This is a genomic window from Pseudorhodoferax sp. Leaf265 (assembly GCF_001422365.1).
Taxonomy (GTDB): Bacteria; Pseudomonadota; Gammaproteobacteria; order Burkholderiales; family Burkholderiaceae_C; genus Pseudorhodoferax.
In genome coordinates, this window is sequence record NZ_LMMT01000011.1 from 1 (window position 1) to 17185 (window position 17185).

Annotated in this window: 15 protein-coding genes; all 15 read right to left on the reverse strand. The window is 65.3% G+C overall.

The genetic code is table 11. The features are described from left to right. Positions 1-1009: 1009 nt before the first annotated feature. Entirely contained in the window at positions 1010-1138 is a 129-nt protein-coding gene (locus tag ASF45_RS36830) for a hypothetical protein (RefSeq protein ID WP_255357786.1), read from the reverse strand. A 305-nt stretch (positions 1139-1443) separates the two neighbouring features. Then, positions 1444-1713 (reverse strand): DUF5076 domain-containing protein, encoded by a 270-nt coding sequence (locus tag ASF45_RS34415; RefSeq protein WP_082550946.1) that lies wholly within the window; start codon positions 1711-1713, stop codon positions 1444-1446. Then, complete coding sequence (locus ASF45_RS11035; protein ID WP_056661489.1) at positions 1713-7697, reverse strand: RHS repeat-associated core domain-containing protein; 5985 nt, start codon at positions 7695-7697, stop codon at positions 1713-1715. Before ASF45_RS11035 ends, ASF45_RS34415 begins: the two co-directional genes overlap by 1 nt. Positions 7698-7785: 88 nt before the next feature. After that, positions 7786-8013 (reverse strand): RHS repeat domain-containing protein, encoded by a 228-nt coding sequence (locus ASF45_RS11040; RefSeq protein WP_056661492.1) that lies wholly within the window; start codon positions 8011-8013, stop codon positions 7786-7788. Between the two features lie 146 nt (positions 8014-8159). Beyond that, entirely contained in the window at positions 8160-8699 is a 540-nt protein-coding gene (locus ASF45_RS11045; protein WP_056661495.1) for a hypothetical protein, read from the reverse strand. Further along, the gene (locus tag ASF45_RS11050) at positions 8674-9060 is read right to left on the reverse strand and encodes a type II secretion system protein (RefSeq protein ID WP_063887645.1); all 387 of its coding nucleotides are present in this window, start codon (positions 9058-9060) and stop codon (positions 8674-8676) included. The genes ASF45_RS11045 and ASF45_RS11050 overlap by 26 nt, the downstream gene beginning before the upstream one ends. Beyond that, the gene (locus tag ASF45_RS11055; protein WP_056661498.1) at positions 9060-9554 is read right to left on the reverse strand and encodes a type II secretion system protein; all 495 of its coding nucleotides are present in this window, start codon (positions 9552-9554) and stop codon (positions 9060-9062) included. Before ASF45_RS11055 ends, ASF45_RS11050 begins: the two co-directional genes overlap by 1 nt. Then, a complete protein-coding gene (locus ASF45_RS11060) occupies positions 9551-11347 on the reverse strand; it encodes a secretin N-terminal domain-containing protein (protein WP_056661501.1) in 1797 nt (598 codons plus the stop codon). Before ASF45_RS11060 ends, ASF45_RS11055 begins: the two co-directional genes overlap by 4 nt. Beyond that, positions 11344-11895 carry a hypothetical protein gene (locus tag ASF45_RS35170; RefSeq protein WP_156472950.1) on the reverse strand — a complete coding sequence of 184 codons (552 nt, stop codon included), beginning with the start codon at positions 11893-11895 and terminating at the stop codon, positions 11344-11346. Before ASF45_RS35170 ends, ASF45_RS11060 begins: the two co-directional genes overlap by 4 nt. Continuing rightward, a complete protein-coding gene (locus ASF45_RS11070; protein ID WP_156472951.1) occupies positions 11892-12365 on the reverse strand; it encodes a hypothetical protein in 474 nt (157 codons plus the stop codon). The genes ASF45_RS35170 and ASF45_RS11070 overlap by 4 nt, the downstream gene beginning before the upstream one ends. An 89-nt stretch (positions 12366-12454) precedes the next feature. Further along, the gene (locus ASF45_RS35175) at positions 12455-13015 is read right to left on the reverse strand and encodes a hypothetical protein (protein WP_156472952.1); all 561 of its coding nucleotides are present in this window, start codon (positions 13013-13015) and stop codon (positions 12455-12457) included. Next, on the reverse strand, positions 13012-13776 hold the full coding sequence (locus tag ASF45_RS11080; protein WP_056661513.1) for a hypothetical protein: 765 nt from the start codon (positions 13774-13776) through the stop codon (positions 13012-13014). Before ASF45_RS11080 ends, ASF45_RS35175 begins: the two co-directional genes overlap by 4 nt. A gap of 4 nt (positions 13777-13780) precedes the next feature. Then, a complete protein-coding gene (locus ASF45_RS11085; RefSeq protein ID WP_056661516.1) occupies positions 13781-15466 on the reverse strand; it encodes a GspE/PulE family protein in 1686 nt (561 codons plus the stop codon). Beyond that, a complete protein-coding gene (locus ASF45_RS11090) occupies positions 15463-16653 on the reverse strand; it encodes a type II secretion system F family protein (RefSeq protein WP_056661519.1) in 1191 nt (396 codons plus the stop codon). Before ASF45_RS11090 ends, ASF45_RS11085 begins: the two co-directional genes overlap by 4 nt. Positions 16654-16677: 24 nt before the next feature. Continuing rightward, positions 16678-17118, reverse strand: coding sequence for a type II secretion system major pseudopilin GspG (gene gspG, locus ASF45_RS11095; protein WP_235580875.1), 441 nt, complete (start codon positions 17116-17118; stop codon positions 16678-16680). Positions 17119-17185: the final 67 nt, after the last annotated feature.

The window sequence follows — 17185 nt, forward strand, 5'->3', positions numbered from 1 at the left end:
AAGCGTCGCCACGGCACGGCCGGCGACACTTCGCCGGTGGAGTTCGAACGACGCCATTCCCAACGGCTTGAAGGTGTCTAGGAAATCCGGGTCGATTCAACCTGCCGTTCCATATCATTGCCGACGGAGCCGACTGGCACTGCGTGTCAGCCAGCGAGCACCCGTAAAGAGTTCGTCCCCGCAGGCATAGGTCGGTCCAAAACATTCCGCATCGCACAAGTGTCCTACGACACCCTTGTCGACGACACGTTTACACCTTTCGAGATGGTGACGAGGATGGCGAACATGGGAACTACGCCACCTAGGCCCGCAGCCAGCCGAGTCTGCATAACTGTCGGTCGCTCCTCTGAGCAGCGCGGAGGGACTTAGCCCGATTGCCCTGTTTTAAGCCGGCAAGCGTCGCCGTAACTTTCCCCTTTGTTTCAGATAGTGACATGAGTTTCAATCCACCTCTTGGGGCGGCGTGCGCATACCCCCAGGCCGAGGACGCGTGTGCCTTCTTTTGCGCTGAGTTGCCCCAGCCATTCGCCGCCCTCGTTGAGTTCCCATTCGGCCGCTGACCAGGACGGGTCAGACGCAGCCGCTTCAGCGCCGTGACCGGCCAAGGCCCTCAGACAACGGACGCACTGCAGCCAATGCGAGTTCGAGATACTCTGTCCAGCGGGAAGGCAGCGGTGTCGGCGCCGATAAAGATCTTGACCACTTTTGCATCGGCGCTTACATCTGCCCCGTATGCGTGGCCTCACCACGCCATTGAGGACTCTGGCCACCCACCCGAATGGGCCGGCCCGATGGTTGGCGCTTTGGGTCGGAGACGTGCCCTCACTCGTCACGGCCTTGGTCGTGGTCATTGCAGCGAACGAGCGTTGACGTGAAAAGCCATTGGCGTACAAGCTGCGCGAGCGCTTGAGGGCGCATCGGAAGCAGGCCCTTTGGCGCTGGCGCCGCCATCTCAGTCGCCTGAGGGGCTTGAGCTGCGCGAGAAGAACGAATCAGACCCTGCCATTGTCTACATGGCTGCGCCGAACTTGACAGGCGTGAACGACGGGAAGGAGTTGCGAAGCGGCCACCGGAGCCCGTAGTCGGACTGGCTCCAATGGGCGCACAGCGCCAGTTCGTCCTGGTCAGCAGCGGTCATTGAACCGCCAGATTCTCAGGATGGTCGAGCGAAGATTGCTGGGGTGACCGCAGGGCCAACTTCGCGTGGCGACGTTTGTGCCGGTGTAACTGGCCAGCGGCTCGCCCACGCCCGGACTATGTTCGTAGCGTGAGTGCAGGCCTCAAGCGCCGCTTCACGGAGCCACACAAGCCGCAGACCGACGGCAGGTGGAGCCATCATCCAGTCGGCGCGGTGCACTCATTCATTCCATAACAGTCCAGCAACGGAAAAGGGCCGCAATGCGGCCCCTTTAAATGAGTTAACACTTCTGTTCGAACCCCACTCTATGTTGGATGACTCCACTCAGCATCGAATGCTGTTTTGATCTTGGCCAATGTTTCTTCCGGATTCAACCCTGAGTTACTTTCATAGGCGGCAGCCACATGCTTAGCCAAATCAACAAGCATCAAGCCCCAAGCACTGGGATCATTCCACATTCTGGGAGACAACGTAACAACTTGGTTTCCGTCCGAAATCCATATCCGCGCTAACTCCGCTGCCTCAGTCGCATTCAGAGCGGCTGTCGGAACCGCGAGTTGTTCAATTTCACTCATCACTGATCCTCTCTAAGCAAGTATCGTCGATTTGGTCCGATCGGATCAACCTTGTTACTCACTGCATCACTCAGTCGAGCAGGCACCCCACCTGTCAATTCCTGAATTCTTCGATGCTCGGAGATTTCTCGAGCAGTTTTTCCACCGGGCACTGGCGTTATTACAGCAGTACCGGGCTCAAGCCGCCCAGCCTCCTGATGCTGTTGCAATCTACGCGGGACATTGCTTGACTGGCCAACGTAGGGAGTGTTGCCTGCCGCCTTGTCTGGGAACTCATACCGTCCCGCCCGCACTGGCGTGCTCGGCGGTGCGCCTCCTGTCACTGCGCCACCGCCCACGCCGCGGACACCGGCCCCTCCCTCAAGAGAAGCTTGCTTGTTCCCAATCATGTCCATAGGTTGTATCCACGCGTACTCGAAACGCCCCACCTCTTGCTGCTGTCGAAGCATCTGCCCATGCATGATCCGAGCTTGCTCGAGGTTGCGCCCCGTTGGATCGACTCGGTTGATTGGGTTGTTTGCTACATACGCATACAGATTCATATCATCGGCAGTGCCGATGGGATCGGTCTGCAGGAAGCGGCCCAGCGCGGGCGAGTAGAAGCGTTCCTTGTAGTACGACAGCGCCGTGTGGCCCAGCATCTGCTGGCCCGTGTAGCGGAACTTGGTGCCGCCGCTGGCGGTGTGCGGCTCGCCGAACGGGCCGTACTTGTTGATGTCGTTGTTCGCACCAGCAGCGTTAGCCTGCGCCACGATGGAGCCGACGTGGTCGGCGTAGAGCCAGCTGCGCGTTGCAGCGTTGGTGCTGGTGTAGGTGACCAGCGGCTCGTCCACGCCGGGGCCGTGCACGTAGCGGGCCTGCAGGACGCCGGAGATGTTGTACTCGGCGACCAGGTCGTGGCCGTCGTACATGCGCTGGGTAACAGAGGTTGCGCTCGTGCTGGTGCTGCGCATCCGACCTTCGGCGTCGTAGGCCATGGTGATGGCCGTGGCCGGCGAGGCACGGTTGGCACTCTTCAGGCGGTTGTTCAGGTCGTAGGTGTACGTCCAGGTGCCGTCGCCCGTGAGATTGCCATTCGCGTCGTACGTGATCGCGCCGCCAGCGGCAGCCGTGTACTGGTTGCGACCGTTGGCGGTGTAGCTCTTCGTGCCGTTGGCCACGTTGCCGGCGACCGGCCACTGGTACAGGTCGTTGCTCCAGCTGTGCGAAACGATCTCGCGCGCTTGGTTGCGGGTGTACGTGTACGTCTGGTCGTGCGTGGTACCGGCGAAGTCGTGCGCCAGGCTGTTCATATCGCCGAGCGTGTTGTAGCCGTAAGCGGTGGTCGTCCCGTTGCCCAGCGTGACCGTGGTCCGACGGCTCAGGTCGTCGTACGCGTACGACGCCAAGGCCACGGTGCCCTTCTCGGTCATCGCGACCGGGCGGTTCAACGCGTCGTAGGTCGTGGTGACGTAGAACGCCGTGTCGGGCCACGTGGTGCGGGTTCGGTTGCTCGCTAGGTCGTACTGGTGCGCCAGCACGCGACCGCCAGCGGTGGTGCTGGTCAGGCGGCCGGCGTTGTCCCAGGCGTAGCTGACGTTGGACGCCGTGGTCGACATGGTCGCCGTGAGACGGCGGCCCAGCAGGTCGTACGTGTAGCTGACGTTGTCGGTGGCCGTCGGATAGGTCCGGCTGGTGACGCGGTTCAGGTCGTCGTAGGCGATGGCGATGCTCTGTGCGCTACGCTTGCGCAGGCTCGTCACGTTCGCGTTGGCGTCGTAGCCGTACTCCTCGTAATCGGTCGTCGAAGCCGTGTTCACCGTGGTGGGGTTCGGGAACTGCGTCTTGACCTTGCGGTCGTGGCCGTCGTAGGTGTGAGCGGTCAGGTTGTTCTTGGAGTCCTTCTCGCTAGCCAGCAAGCCGTTGTTCGTGTAGGTGTAGGTGGCGTAGTTTTGCACGACCGCGGTGCCGACGCCGCGCTTGGCGATCTGCACGGTGTCGTCCAGGTTGTAGACGGTCTCGCTTATACGGTTGCCGCCCTCAGCCGCCGTCAGGTTCTCCGTGACGCGCATCACGCGATCGAGGTCGTCGTACACGTAGTCGGTGACGGGGACCGGTGCGGCCTGAGCCGGGCACGTCGTGCTGGCCGCGGTCTGCGCAGGGCCCCAGGACTTCAGCAACTTGCCGCTGGCCGTGTAGGTCCGGCAACTCACCATCCACTGCGTACCGATCTGCGAGGAACTGCGGATCAGCTTGCCCTCGTTGTCGTAGGCCAGGTGGGTGACTTTGCCCAGCGCGTCGGTGATCTGCGTCGGGCGACGCTCGGCGTCGTAAACGGTGGTGACGGTGTCGGTGACGTCCGTGCGCGGGCCGTTGACCACCGTCTGGTTGCCCACGCCGTCGAACGTGAGCGTGGTGGTGATGTTCAGCTTGCCCGTGCCGGCGTCCGCGACGATCGTTTGCGGCACGTACTTGTTGGCCGCGTTGTAGCTCGTCGTGCTCTGAACGGTGTTGCTGGCGTTCGTCTTTTGCGTGACCGAGGTCTGAAGGTAGAACGCGGGGAAACCGGAGGCGGTGTAGGAGGTGTAGCCGAACGTGGTGACCGGTTGGACGCCAGCCGCATCAGCGGGGCTGGTCACCGTCAGCGGCAAGCCCTGAGCGGTGTACGCGTAGTTGGTCACCTTCGCACGGGCATCCGTGGCGGACAGCACCTTGTTGAAGCCGCTTTCGTAGGTGAACGACTGGGTCAGCGTCGCCAGACCGGAGGCCGGTTTGGCGATCTGCCTGATCGTCTTCACGTTGTGGGTGCAGCGCAGCTGAGCGGCGCAAGGCGCGTCGTCGTAGTCGTACTCGACGCTGTTGCCTTCCGGAAGCACCGTCTTCACCAGACGGCTGTGGCCGTCGTAAGTGTTGGTCGTGACCTTGCCCGTCGGGTTGATCGACTTCCAGGTCTTCCCGGCGGCGTCGAGGTAGGAGACGGTGCTGCGCGCGAGCGGCGCCACCTCTTCCGTGCGCGAACCAGCGAAGTAGAAGTTCGACACCTTGCCCAACGCGTTGGTCTGCGTCTGCACGCGCTCCAGCTCGTCGTAGACGTTGATGACCTGCGCCACCGTCGGGTTGGCAGGCAGGAAGAACCTCGTCATGCGACCGGGCAGGTCGTACTGGTAGGTCGTGTCCTTGGTGGTGGCATCGGTGAACTTCACCAGGTTGCCGCCCGTGTCGTGCGTGTAGCTGACGCTGCGGCTTCCGTCGGACACGCCGGAGATGCGACCGCTGGTGTAGCTGAAGTTCAAAAGCCGGCCGAGGCTGTTGCTCACCTGCGTGAGGTCGTTGCCGGTGTAGGTGAACTTGACCTGCAAGCCGCTCGAGTGCTGGTACGTGCTTGCCTTACCTGCAGCATTGAAGTTCAGGCGAGCCTTGTTGGCCGACTCGTGCGTGAACGTCAGATCGGCGTTGCGGATCAGCTTGGCCGAGCTACCGGGAGGCGCGTTGTAGGTGCCGTCGGGAAGCTTGACGAACACTTCGCCACTCAGCCCGTTGCGCACAACCACGGTGTTGTCCAAGAGCTGATCACCAGCCCAACGTGCGCCAAGCGTCGCCACCACGAACTTGTTCACCGGCATGGTTGCGTCGGACATCAGGTCCAGCGCCACCAAGCTTTCGGCGATCACGCCGACGGCATCGAGCGCGGAGTCTTCGCCCATCGCCTGCAGGCCGTCGCTGTTGACGCTGGCCGTGCTGTCCCAGTTGTGAGTCCATCCCTTGCCGAGAGGGCCGGATTGATGCCGGGTGCCTGAGTTGTAGAGCTTGTTGAAGCTCAGGCTCATCGGGAACTCGCCCACGCCGGACTTGATGTCCTCGTTCGGATAGAGGAAGTTGCCGGTCACGAGGTCGATGGGGTCGGCGATCAGGCCGCGCACGCCAGTCTTCATCGCGTCGTTGCTGACTGCGTTCTTCACTGCGGCGGCAGCGGCGTTGCCTGCCGGGTTGGGGAACACGGCGTCGCCGCCGGCCATGCCGCCGCCGATTCCCGACAGCAAACCCATCGAGCCACCGCTGTTCACGATGCCGTAGTAGCCGGCCCCGGTCCACGTGCCCTCGCCCACGTCGCAGCGAGTCGGCAAGATCAATCGCCGACCGGCTGCGATGGCAGCGTCGAAAGTGGGAATCCAGGACGCGCAGCTGAGGAGGTTCGGCTTGACGGCTGCGTTGTAGTTGCCAGAGGTTGCGGAGTAGATGCGCTGGCCGCCTTGCGCTGCAATGTCGACCAACTTGACGGTCGAGACGGCGCTGACGCCTGTGGACTGCTGAACTGCGACCGATTCCAGAACGCTCAAGCGCATGCCTGAGGTGAAAAAGCTGGCACGCTCCTTGTTGGTGTCGTTGTCCTGGCTGACCACGCTCACCGCGTTCCCGGGCAGGTCAACGAACTGTGCGTTGCGGTGTCCGGCGATGCCCACGCGGTGATGCATGAACGTCGTCGTGCGGGCCAATCGATCACCGATGTGGTGGATTTGGTCGGTTTGGGCAATCCAGTTGGACGAGAGGATGGCGAGCGTGGAGCCCAGCGTCTCTTCGGCGCCCTCCGCGACGCCGTTGGCGCGAGCGGCTTCCAATCGCTTGCGATGGTGCTCGATCGCGCCGCGGCCCACAGGCCCCCAAGCGTTTCCGATGAGGTAGGTACCGCCCCCCGTCAGGCGCTGCTCGATCGGCGCGCTGAGCGGGCTGGTGGTCGCGTAGGCTCCGTGGTTGACCTGGAAGTTGATCGTGCTGCCGGCGCCCGGCGCCACAGCGACGGTACCGGTCGCGACCAGCGTCCCGTCCAGGCGCAGCTCCGCGAAATTCGACGCGTTGTACGTCACCGTCAAGCGTCGGCCGTAGATCGCATCGGACGTGTAGGTCCTGTCGATACCTGCGTACTTGATGTTCAGCGTGGTGCGGAACGAGTCAGGTAGTTCGCCCGCCCACTCGGTCAGCGGAACCGTCGTGACTTGATACGGCAGAGCAGTCTGGCGCAGATTTCCGGCCGAATGCGGAACGATGGTGGTCCCACCGAGCACGTCGTCCAGAGTGCCTGCAGGCTGGTTGGTCCGCAGGTGCGTCGCCAAGTTGTTGGCGTAGGTCGTCAAGTTGTTCCGGATGTTGGTCCGGTTCAGGTTCTGAACGTAGTCGGCGGTGCTGGTGGCGCCGCTCAGTGCAGAAGTCAAGTACGACGACGCGTTGTAACCGGTGGCCGTAGCGAGGTTGATGCCGGCCTTGCGGGTGTGCGGCTTGTAGCTTGGATCGAAGAAGTAGTTCGTGCCACCGATGTTGACCTTCACCCACACGTGCTCGATCACGACGCTGTGCAGGGCCGGGCAAGTTCCGCTTGCAGAAACGTAGATCGCGCTGGTCGGGATCCGGCCAGCGCCAAGGAAGTTCGAGACGCCGCACGCGTTGGCGGTATCGATGCCGGTCCAGTCGCTGTACTGCGCAGCGGTCAGGTTGATCTGGCCCTTCACGTAGCTCGCCGTGTACCCGGACGCGCGAAGCAGCTTGACCATCAGGTCCGCTTGATCGAAGGCCGTGCCCTGGTTGTCCAGGATGGTCCCGAAGGCGCCCTTCTTGATGCCCCACATCGGCACGTATCCGACGTTGTTGCGCACGTGCTCGTAGATCAGGTCCACGTTGTTGCGCAGCGAACGCGCCAGCACCGAGATCGATGCAGGACTCAACGCGGCGTTGTCGCCCGTCACACGCATCGCCTGCGCACGAGAAGGAGGCACGATGCCCGCGTTCAGGTCGGCGGGCAAGCGCATGTCGCGCATCGCCGCGGCCGATTCCTCGGGGGTGATCACCGGAAGTTCGACCCGGTTGATGCCGGGGATGCTTTCGGCCGAAGCGGCCCGCGCGGTCTCCATGGTCTTCGGATCGAAGAGGACCTGTGCCGATGCCTGCTGGGCGGCGATCGCCCCCAACAGGACCGCAACGGCCGCGACGACCGATGAGCGTTTGAGTTTGAACATGAGAACACCCCTCCGCACGGCGCCGCTGGGCTGCCGTGAAGCGTTGAAAGAATGGTGGTGGGTTCGGCCTACCGGGGCCGAGAGCCCGTCAGCTCGGCGCGCCCGTCGTCACGACGGTGCTGCGGTTGCCCGCCGCGTCGTACGTGTAGGTGATCACGGTGCCGTTGCTGTAGGTGACTTTGGTCAGCCGACCGAGGCTGTCGTAGGTGTGTGTCGCGGAGCCTGCGTGCGCAGGTAACACCGTGGTCAATGCGAGCAATGCCAACGCACAGCCGGCCGCTGCGCGCGAGGCCCACCCGATGCGATGAGTCTTCATGGAATCCCCCCTGTTGGGTTCAATCTGCGATCGAACGTGGTGCCCGAGCACGCAGCAACGCACCCCGGCTTCTCACATCGAATTACATCGAACAACGCTGCATTGCAGAACTACCAAAACCTGCAGGTAGAACCCCCCACGTACTCTCAGAACGGCTTTGTAGGCGACATGGTTCCGATCCTCGCTGGCTCGATCCGAGTGATCGCAGCATGGTGGATGAACGTCCACTGCGAGTAGTCGTCTTTGCCTTCGAACTCCGCGTCGAGCACGGAGAAACCCGTGCGCTTGATGGGTGCGCGCACGGATGCTGAGTGGACACCGATGATCCCGCCGTGCGATCCGCGGATGAGCTTGAACGGAGTACCCTGCCCTATAGGGTCCGGGTAGGGCTGCCGAAGGTGCCGTCTCGGCGGGTACGAGCGGGAGTCCTCTAGGAGGCTCTCCAGCGACGGGGGATACTGCTTTGGCTCCGATGCTGCTTCGTAGTAGCTGCCGATGGCGCGGCGGACCTGATCCCCAGCGAAGAGCAGTTCCTCTTCGCGCTCGCGCCGCCGCTCCATCGACCACAGGATGGCTTCGCCCGTCAGCGCGACGCTACCCAGGGCCAGCCAGAACAGAAGCACCAGGTAGCCGAGACCGCCCTGCCCGGCCCGGCTGCCGCTACCACTCCGCGAACGCTTTGCCATTGCGGCCCACGCCTGCGGACGCACTGCGGATGTCGAACACCGAGCCCTTCTCACCTTGGGGTGGAGGAACGATCACCCAGGCGTCCGAAGTCTGGGACACAGGATCCTCAGGCACGTGCCGGAGGTAGCGACGATCGACAAGCTCCTGCAGCGTCTCCGGATACCGACCGCTGTCCGCGTAGAACTTGTCGATGGTCGTGCGCAAGGTGGCCAGGTTCTCCTTCAGGACCACTTCCTTGGCGCGATCGACGCTGCCGAAGTACTGCGGCGCCACAAGCGCGAGCAGCGTCGCCACGACGGCCAGGACCACCAGCAGCTCGATGAGCGTGAACCCGCGCGGTCGCGATCGCATGCTCGCCATCACCACTGCCGGTACGGCACGCCGTTCAGGCCGGCCCGCGTGTCGCGCGAATGCACGTCGAAGACGTCGCGCCCCTCTTTCGGCGCATGGTGCGGTGACACGTACGCGCGCTTGGCCCAGGTCGCATCGGCCGACAGCTCCGCGTCCGCATTGAACGGATCGCGCGGAATGCTGCGCAGGAACTTGATCCGCCGGCCGGCCGGGTCGCGCTGATCCACGGCGCCGTCGACGAGGACACGCAACGTCGGCGGGTAGCCGGACGCGTCGACGGTCCTTTGGATGCGCCCCTCGTCGACGGCCAATTTGTAGGCGTCGATGGCCTTGCGGATCGTCCGCAGAGATTCCCGCAATTCCTGCTCTTTGCCGCGCCGACTGGCGACGTCGGCCATGGGGATCGCGATCGAAGCCAGGATGCCCACCAACGCCAGCGTCACCAGCAACTCGATGAGCGTGAAGCCCCCTGCCCTCACTCTCCGGTGCCAGCGAACTCTCATGGAACGGTCTTCGGTGGTTCGGGTGACGCAGCCGGCTCCTCGCCTGCGAACCGCAACGGCTGCGTGCGCAGCACGCTGGCGGTGCCCGACCAGAACTCGATTCGGTGCGCGTCCGGCCGGGCGGCACCGCGCACGAGGCGTGGCGTGATCGACAAGACGATCTCGTTCTTGGTGCGGCTTTCCAACGGCGACGTGAACAAGCGCCCGACCATCGGCAGCCGGCTCAGGCCGGGGACGCCGCTCGACGAGGTGCGGTCCTGGTCGTTGATGAGGCCGGCCAGGATCTGCGTCTGACCGTCCTGCAGCCGCAGCACCGTCGTCGCGTTGCGCGTGCCGATCTGGTACGCCACGCTACCGCCGGCGGTGGAGATTTGCTTGGCGATCGAGCTGACCTCGAGGTTGACCTTGATGCCGACGTCGCGCGGCGGGTGGACGGTCGGCTCCACGCTGAGCTTCAAACCCACGTCCAGGTACTGCACGCTTTCGGACACGAATCCCGTCGCCGTGGAGGTGGTCGTGAACACGGGCACCTTGTCGCCGATCATGATCGTGGCCTGCTCGCGGTTGCGCACGCGAACGCGCGGGTTGGCCAGCAGGTTCGACAGCCCGCTGTCCTCGCGCAAGTTGATCGTCGTCGGGCCGATCGAGGCGCCGATGCGCGAGGAGTTCAAGTTGCGCAGGTTCTGCAGCGTCAATGCCGCGTTGCCCGTCGTCAACGGCGTGAGCCCGAGCTGCTGCGGCCAGGAGATGCCCAGGTTCATGAGCGCGTCCTTTTGGACCTCCAGCACCTCCATCTCCAGCATGACCTCGGGTTCGGCCAGGTCGTGCAACGCGACGAGCTTCTCCGCGACGCGGATCGCATCCGGCGTGCCACGCATCACCAACAGGTTGAGCTTCTCGTCGACGACGAGATCCTCGGCCTTGAGCAGCGTCTTGAGCGTCGTCTGCATCTGGGCGGCGGTCGCGTCGCGCAGGTAGAAGGCCCGCACGACGAGGTCCTCGTACATGCGCTGCTTCTCCGGCGTGTCGGGGTAGATCAGCACGGCGCCGTTGCCGAGGAGCTTGCGGCGCAGCTGGCTTGTGCGCAGGATCAGATCGATCGCCTCGTCCACGTAGGCGTTGCGCAGGAAGACGGTCGTTTTCAGGTCGGGCGCGATGTCTTTGTCGACGATGAAGTTCAGACCCGAGCTGCGCGACAACACCTCGAAGACCATGCGCACGCTCGCGTCCCGAAAGTCCAGGTGCACCCGCTTCGCACCGGGCGGTCGAAGCACCGGGTCTTGGAACGTCTTCTTAAGGGCTGCGTGCTCGATGCGGTCAGACAACTCGCGCGCCGGCACGGACTCCGGCGCCTCCAGGAGCACCTGCAGCAGCAACGCGCGTGCCTTGGACTTGTCACCGGCGAGGATCGACTCCTCTGCCTGGGCAAGCAGCGATTGATGACGCTGTGCACGCTCGATGTCGCGCAGGCCTTCCAACGCGGCTTGCTGGTTGGGGTCTTCCCCCAGCAGCTCGCGGTAGATCTGGGCCGCGGCGCCCGGCTGCCCGCCCTCCTGAAGCTGGCGCGCCTGCACGATCCGGCGGTCGATCACAAGCGCGCGTTGCAGGCGCAGATCCTTGAGGATGTCGATGCGGCTGGGGTCGAGTTGCAGGGCCTCCCGAAACTTGCCGATGCCCGCTTCCGGCTGCCCTTGTTGGGCCAGCTCCAACCCTTCACGGTGCAGCTTGTCCACGGCACAGCCAGACAGGCCGGCGACCGCGGTGGCCACGATCAGTAGTTTCGACAGCTTCACGGCTGGGCTCCGATGGAAAGTAGCTGCTTGGTGCCAAGCGGCAGGTAGACGAACTGCAGGTTGCCCTGACCATCGAAGCCGTCGAAGCGGTATTCGCTGCCGATGGCTTCCCCCTTGCGCACCGTGACGGCGGCGTCGCCTTGCGACAAGAAGAACTGCGTCTCCTCGACCGGCCCATCGGCCAGCTCGTGGCGGCCGACGTACTGGAACGGCAACGGCGGGGCGACCGGAACGACGGGCGGTGGGGGAGGAGCCGGCGGCGGTGGTGGCGGAGGCGGTGGAGGCGGCGGCTTCCACTGGGTCACGAAGAAAGGGTCGTTCGCCGGCTCAAGCCCAGTGGGATCATCCGCCTGCGGCATCGGTTCAGGGGGCTCGGCGTTCGCAATGCCCTCGCCTGCCAAGCCTGCCTGACCACGCCGAGCCACGGGCTCGCTCACGTCGCCGACGTCGGGCGAGTTCTTGCGGTGGTGGGTCCAGGCGGTCAGCCCCAGGGTGGCCACGAGCAGCGCTCCCAAAACGACATGGCGCGGACGCGTGCGCGACGTCATGGCGAGCGCATGAACAAGGTGAACTGGAACTCGCCGCCGACCGACGCCTCCGCGGTGCTCGAACGATCCCAACGAACGGCGTTCAACGCCAGCGCGCGGTCCTGCAGCGACCGCATCGCGAAGCTGCGCAACTGGCCGTAGGTTCCCCGCCCCTGCACGACGATCTCCATGCGCACGATCGGCTCGTCCTCGCGCCGCTCGATCCGGTAGCTTCCGACTTCCAGGCGCAGCTGCAGCGCCTGCGCGGTCTCGTGAAGCTTGGCCAGAGCGTCCATGTGCGCCGTGGTCGACGACAACGCAAGCGCGTCGAAGCTTTGGCGTGCCTGCTCGGCCAGCGACGCATGCGCGGGCTCCTCCGCGTCGTGCGCTGGCGGCTGCGCCATGCGAGCGGTCGCCTGTCGAAGGGCCTCCGCCCGGCGCTGCATCTCCGGCAAGCACCAACCCTGCACCGCAACGATGGCGATGGTCAACGCCGCCGCCACAAAGCCAGGCAGCCCCGTCCGCGCGACCAACCACCCCGCGTGCCACCGAGTCCATGCCAGAACGCGTCCCCATGGCGTCATGGCGAACCGGCTGCGGACGCAGCCGGGCCGGGCGGCGAAGGTTGCGGGGTCCAGCGTGCGACGATGGAACCGTCGATCGGCTGCTGGGCATGCTGCAGCTGCACCTGGTGCGATTCCAGCTGGACGGCCGAGAAGTCCGGTGCGGCACCGACCGTGCGCACGTAGCGGATCAATGCGGGCATGTCCTTGGCCTGCGCCTGGATCCGTACCTCACCGGTCGTGGCGTTGGGTTCCAGGCTCAGCAGCGTGACGTCCTTGCCGCCCGCGGACTCCACGGCGACAAGCATTCTGGCCCACGGCATCCGCAAGCGCGCGACCGCCTGCTCTGCTGCGACGTGCAGGGGGAGCTCCTGCGGCTCGGCCCCAAGTGCTCGTCCGTCGCGGTTGGAGAGCGCGATCGCATGCTCGTCGGTCGCGGCGTTGAGTTGCGACCATGCCTGCATCCACCTCGGCGCCAAGCCGGCCATCCCAGCGACGGCACCTGCGACCACGATCCACGCGATCCGGCGGCTGGGCCGGCCGGCCGAAGGCCCGAAATCGATCGGAATTCGGTTCACGCGCCCACCGCCGTCCTGGCCATGGCCACGCTCATCGGCTCCAGGTCCAGCGAAGCGCAGAGCCACTGGACGCCCTCCGTGGACGAGGACGCCATCAACCCCGGCGCATGAAACACGATCGGCCCGGCCGCCCCGGCACCCCGCAGCCGCTGCTCCCGCTCGGCAAGCCGAGGCAGCACGTCGGCGCTGACGCGTTGGCTCGCCATGCCCACGCTGTCCCAGCCAGTCGGTCCCCGCAACGACCAGACCACGCGATCGGTCTCGGCGATGGCCCAGAGCTGACCGGGTCGAGCGAGACGACGCCAGCGGTTCCACGCGACCACAGCGTAAGGCACCAGGCTTGCGCAGGACAGGCGCCGCGCTCGGCAGATGGCGTGCCAGCGGCTCACGAGATCGGCGGGTAGCGCGCACGCGAGCCGCGGCTGGCCGTAGCGCCCTAGTTCCGCCTGGACCGTCCAGCCGTCCATGTCGCCGAACGCTTGCTCGAGTTGCAAGCGGACCCAGGCACCGTCCTGCTCCGGGCTGAGACGGCGGTCGGTCCATGGCACGCAGCACAGCCGGGTGAAAGCCGCCGACACCGTGGCGCGAGCCCGACGCCTTTTGCGCTTGCCGTCACCGAGCCATGTATCGACAGCATCCAGCGCCCCCTCCCAAGGCGCAGCGCCCTCCCTTGCGGTGACCGGCAAGGACTTGGCGTCGAGCACGCGCGTCCCGCCCGCCAGTGCCACGCCCACGTCCCCGGCGCACAGCGCGAACGTCACGGATTCATTCCGAAAAAGTGACACGGGCCACCTCCTCAAGCGTCGTCTGGCCGGCCGCCGCCGCTTGCAACGCCGCCTCACGCATCAGCCGGGTGCCCTGCGCCTGCGCCGCCTGCTTGATGCTGCGGATCGGCGCCTTTGCGATGATGAGTTCGCGCAGCTCGTCGTTCATCCGCAACAGCTCGCCGATGGCCTTGCGCCCCTTGTAGCCCGCGCCGCGGCAATGGCCGCACCCCCGGCCCTCCACGAACCGGGCAACGGCCAACTGGGCCTCGGTGAACCCGAAGGATGCAAGGACGTCCGCGGAAGGCGTCACCGGCGCCGCGCACGCATGGCAGACCATGCGGACCAGGCGCTGGGCCAGCACGCCGTTGAGCGCGGACACGAAGCTGTGGGTGTCCACGCCCATGTGGGTGAACCGCCCCAGCACGTCGAAGACGTTGTTGGCGTGCACGCTCGTGAACACCAGGTGGCCCGTCAACGCGGACTGGATCGCGATCTGGGCGGTGTCGCCGTCACGGATCTCGCCCACGAGGATCTTGTCCGGGTCGTGGCGCAGGATCGACCGCAGCCCGCGCGCAAACGTCAGGCCCTTCTTCTCGTTGACCGGTATCTGCAGGATGCCGGGGAGCTGGTATTCGACCGGGTCCTCGATCGTGATGATCTTGTCCTGCCCGGTATGGATCTCGGCCAGCGCCGCGTACAGCGTCGTCGTCTTGCCGCTGCCGGTTGGGCCGGTCACGAGCAGCATGCCGTACGGCTCGCGCGCAAGGTTGCGGATGCGCTGCAGCAGGTCGCCGTCGAAGCCGAGGTGATCGAGGCGCAGCGACATCGCCTGTCCGGAGACGGCGCTGCGGTCCAGGATCCGGATGACGGCGTCTTCGCCGAACAGGCCGGGCACGATGGACACGCGGAAATCGATCTCCCGCGCGCGCAGCGACAGCTTGAAGCGTCCGTCCTGCGGCACCCGCTGCTCGGAAATGTCGAGGTCGGCCATCACCTTGATGCGGGAGATCACCTGCTGGCCGGCTTCGCCGGCAGGCAGGCTTGCCACCAGGCTCAGCACGCCATCGATACGGTACTTGACGCTGACGCCCTCCGGCCCCGACTCCAGGTGGATGTCGCTGGCCCCGGCCTTGAGAGCATCGAACAGCGTCGAGTGCACGAGGCGAACGATGGGGCTGGAGTCCTTGGCGATCGAGGACAGCGACAGATCGTGGGCGTCGCGCTCCAGCGCCTCCGGCCGCAGATCAAGCAGCGCGCCATCCATGGCCTTGAACTGGTCCTCGGCGCGGCTCAGGTAGGCGGCGATGTCGTCATGCAAGGCCAGCACCCATCGCGGCATGCCAAGAAGTCGCGCTTCGACGGCGCTGCGCATGACCAGGTCAAAAGGTTGAGCGGTGACGCAGGGTGTGTCCGCATCCGGGTCTTCAGGCACGCCCACGACGACCTTCCCGCAGACGGCGTCGGCGTACGTCCAGCTCGAGAAGTCCGCTGTGACGGCGTGCAGCGCGTTCATGTCCAGCGCATCCATCGACAACGCGCTGGCCAGCCAGTCACGGCACGCAGCCAACTCCAGCCCAAGTTCACTCTGCAACGCCGACCACAGGTCGGCCCCGTGCACGACCTGGCGCCGCACGCTTTCCAGGACGGTCAGGTTGACCGCGACGGGGGTGGAGAGCGCGTTCATTGGATGCTGTTCGCCAGCTGGAAGATCGGCAGGTACATCAGGATCACGATGCCGCCAATGACCAGGCCCATGAACACCATCAGCAGCGGCTCGAAGGTGCGCAGGAACAGGTCGATCTGTCGGGCGTTCTCGTCGTCGTAGAACGCGGCGATGCGCTCCATGGTCTGGTCCAAGGCTCCGCTGCGCTCACCGACGGACAGCAGCCGAACGCCGACTTCGGTGGCCAACCCGTGGCGATGGAACGCGTCGGCGAGGCCTTGCCCCTCGTCCACATCCTTCTTGGCTGCAATCACACCTTCCTGCAGGGCAGCCTGGCGAAGCAACGATCCGCTCAAGCCAAGGGCGGAAGGCAGCGTTTCGCCGCCTTTGAGCAGCAGCGCGAGCGTGCGGGTAAATCGGGCGAGCTGGTAGGTCCTGATCTGCTCGCCCAGCCGAGGAAGCTGCCAGAGCCACCGCTGCACGGCGGCGCGCACGGCCGGGAGACGGGCCAGCATCGCGAACACCAGCAAGCAGCCCAAGAAGGCAGCGAAGATCGCGCCGGAGTGTGCGGAGAATGCCTGGCCCCACTGCATGAGCAGCTGCGACATCAGGGGCAACTGGGTTTGATCCAGTCCGGCGTAGACCACGCTGAACCGTGGCACGACGTAGCTCAGCAGGAACACCACCACGAGCACGCCGGCCACGAGCAGAATGCAGGGGTAGACCGATGCCGACACGACCTTGTTGCGCACGGCGTCCAGGCTGCGCTGGTAGGCCAGAAAGCTGCGGACGCCGTTGGTCAACGCGCCCGATCGTTCGCTCGCGCGAATCGAGGCCACGAACAACGGCGAGAACGCGTCCGGGGCCGCATCCAGCGCGCGCGAGACGGATTCGCCGCGCTGGATGCCGGCCAGCACCTGCTGCAACACGGCGCGGCCGCTCGCGGTGCGCGCGCGGTTGGCCAGCAAACCAAACGCCTCCACGAGGGTCATCCCAGCTTCAATAAGGGCCAGCAGCTCCTGGCAGAAAAGCGGCAGGTCGAAACGGTCGCGCCGCCACGCGGTCTCCCGGTTGCGCAGTCGGGTGACCGACAGCACCGAATAGCCGTCGCGGAGAGCGCCTTCCCTCGCCGCGGCCTCGTTGACCGCGTCAAGCACCAGCGGCCTCAAGCCGGTGGCCGGCCGAAACACCATCAGTTCGAAACGCATGGAGCCGTTCGTCCTGGGTCGCGGCTACCAGTTGCCGATGTCGACGTCGTCGCCCTGCCCGCCTGGCCGGCCATCGCGGCCGTGGGACCAGATGTCGTAGGCGCCGTGCTTGCCAGGGAACGCGTACTGGTAGGGCTGACCCCAAGGGTCCTTGGGCAGTCCCTTGGACAGGTACGGGCCGGACCAGTTGCGGGCGCCCGCCGGCGCTTCGATAAGTGCCGCCAGGCCGGCCTGCGTCGGGGGAAAGGCGCCTACGTCGAGCCGATACGCCACGAGGGCTTTGTCGAAGGCGTCGATCTGAGCGCGCGCGGCCTTGACCTCCGACTTGCTGACGACGCCGAAGTACTGCGGCCCGACGTACGCAGCGAGCAGACCGATGATGACCATGACCACCAGCAGCTCTAGGAGGGTGAAGCCTTTGGCTGCGCGGCGAGGCTTGGTCGAAAACGTCGGCAGAGGGTCCACGTGGCACACGATCTAAAAGCTGAACAGGTCTCTATCGCCACGTCATCAGCCTTCGGATCAGATGGAA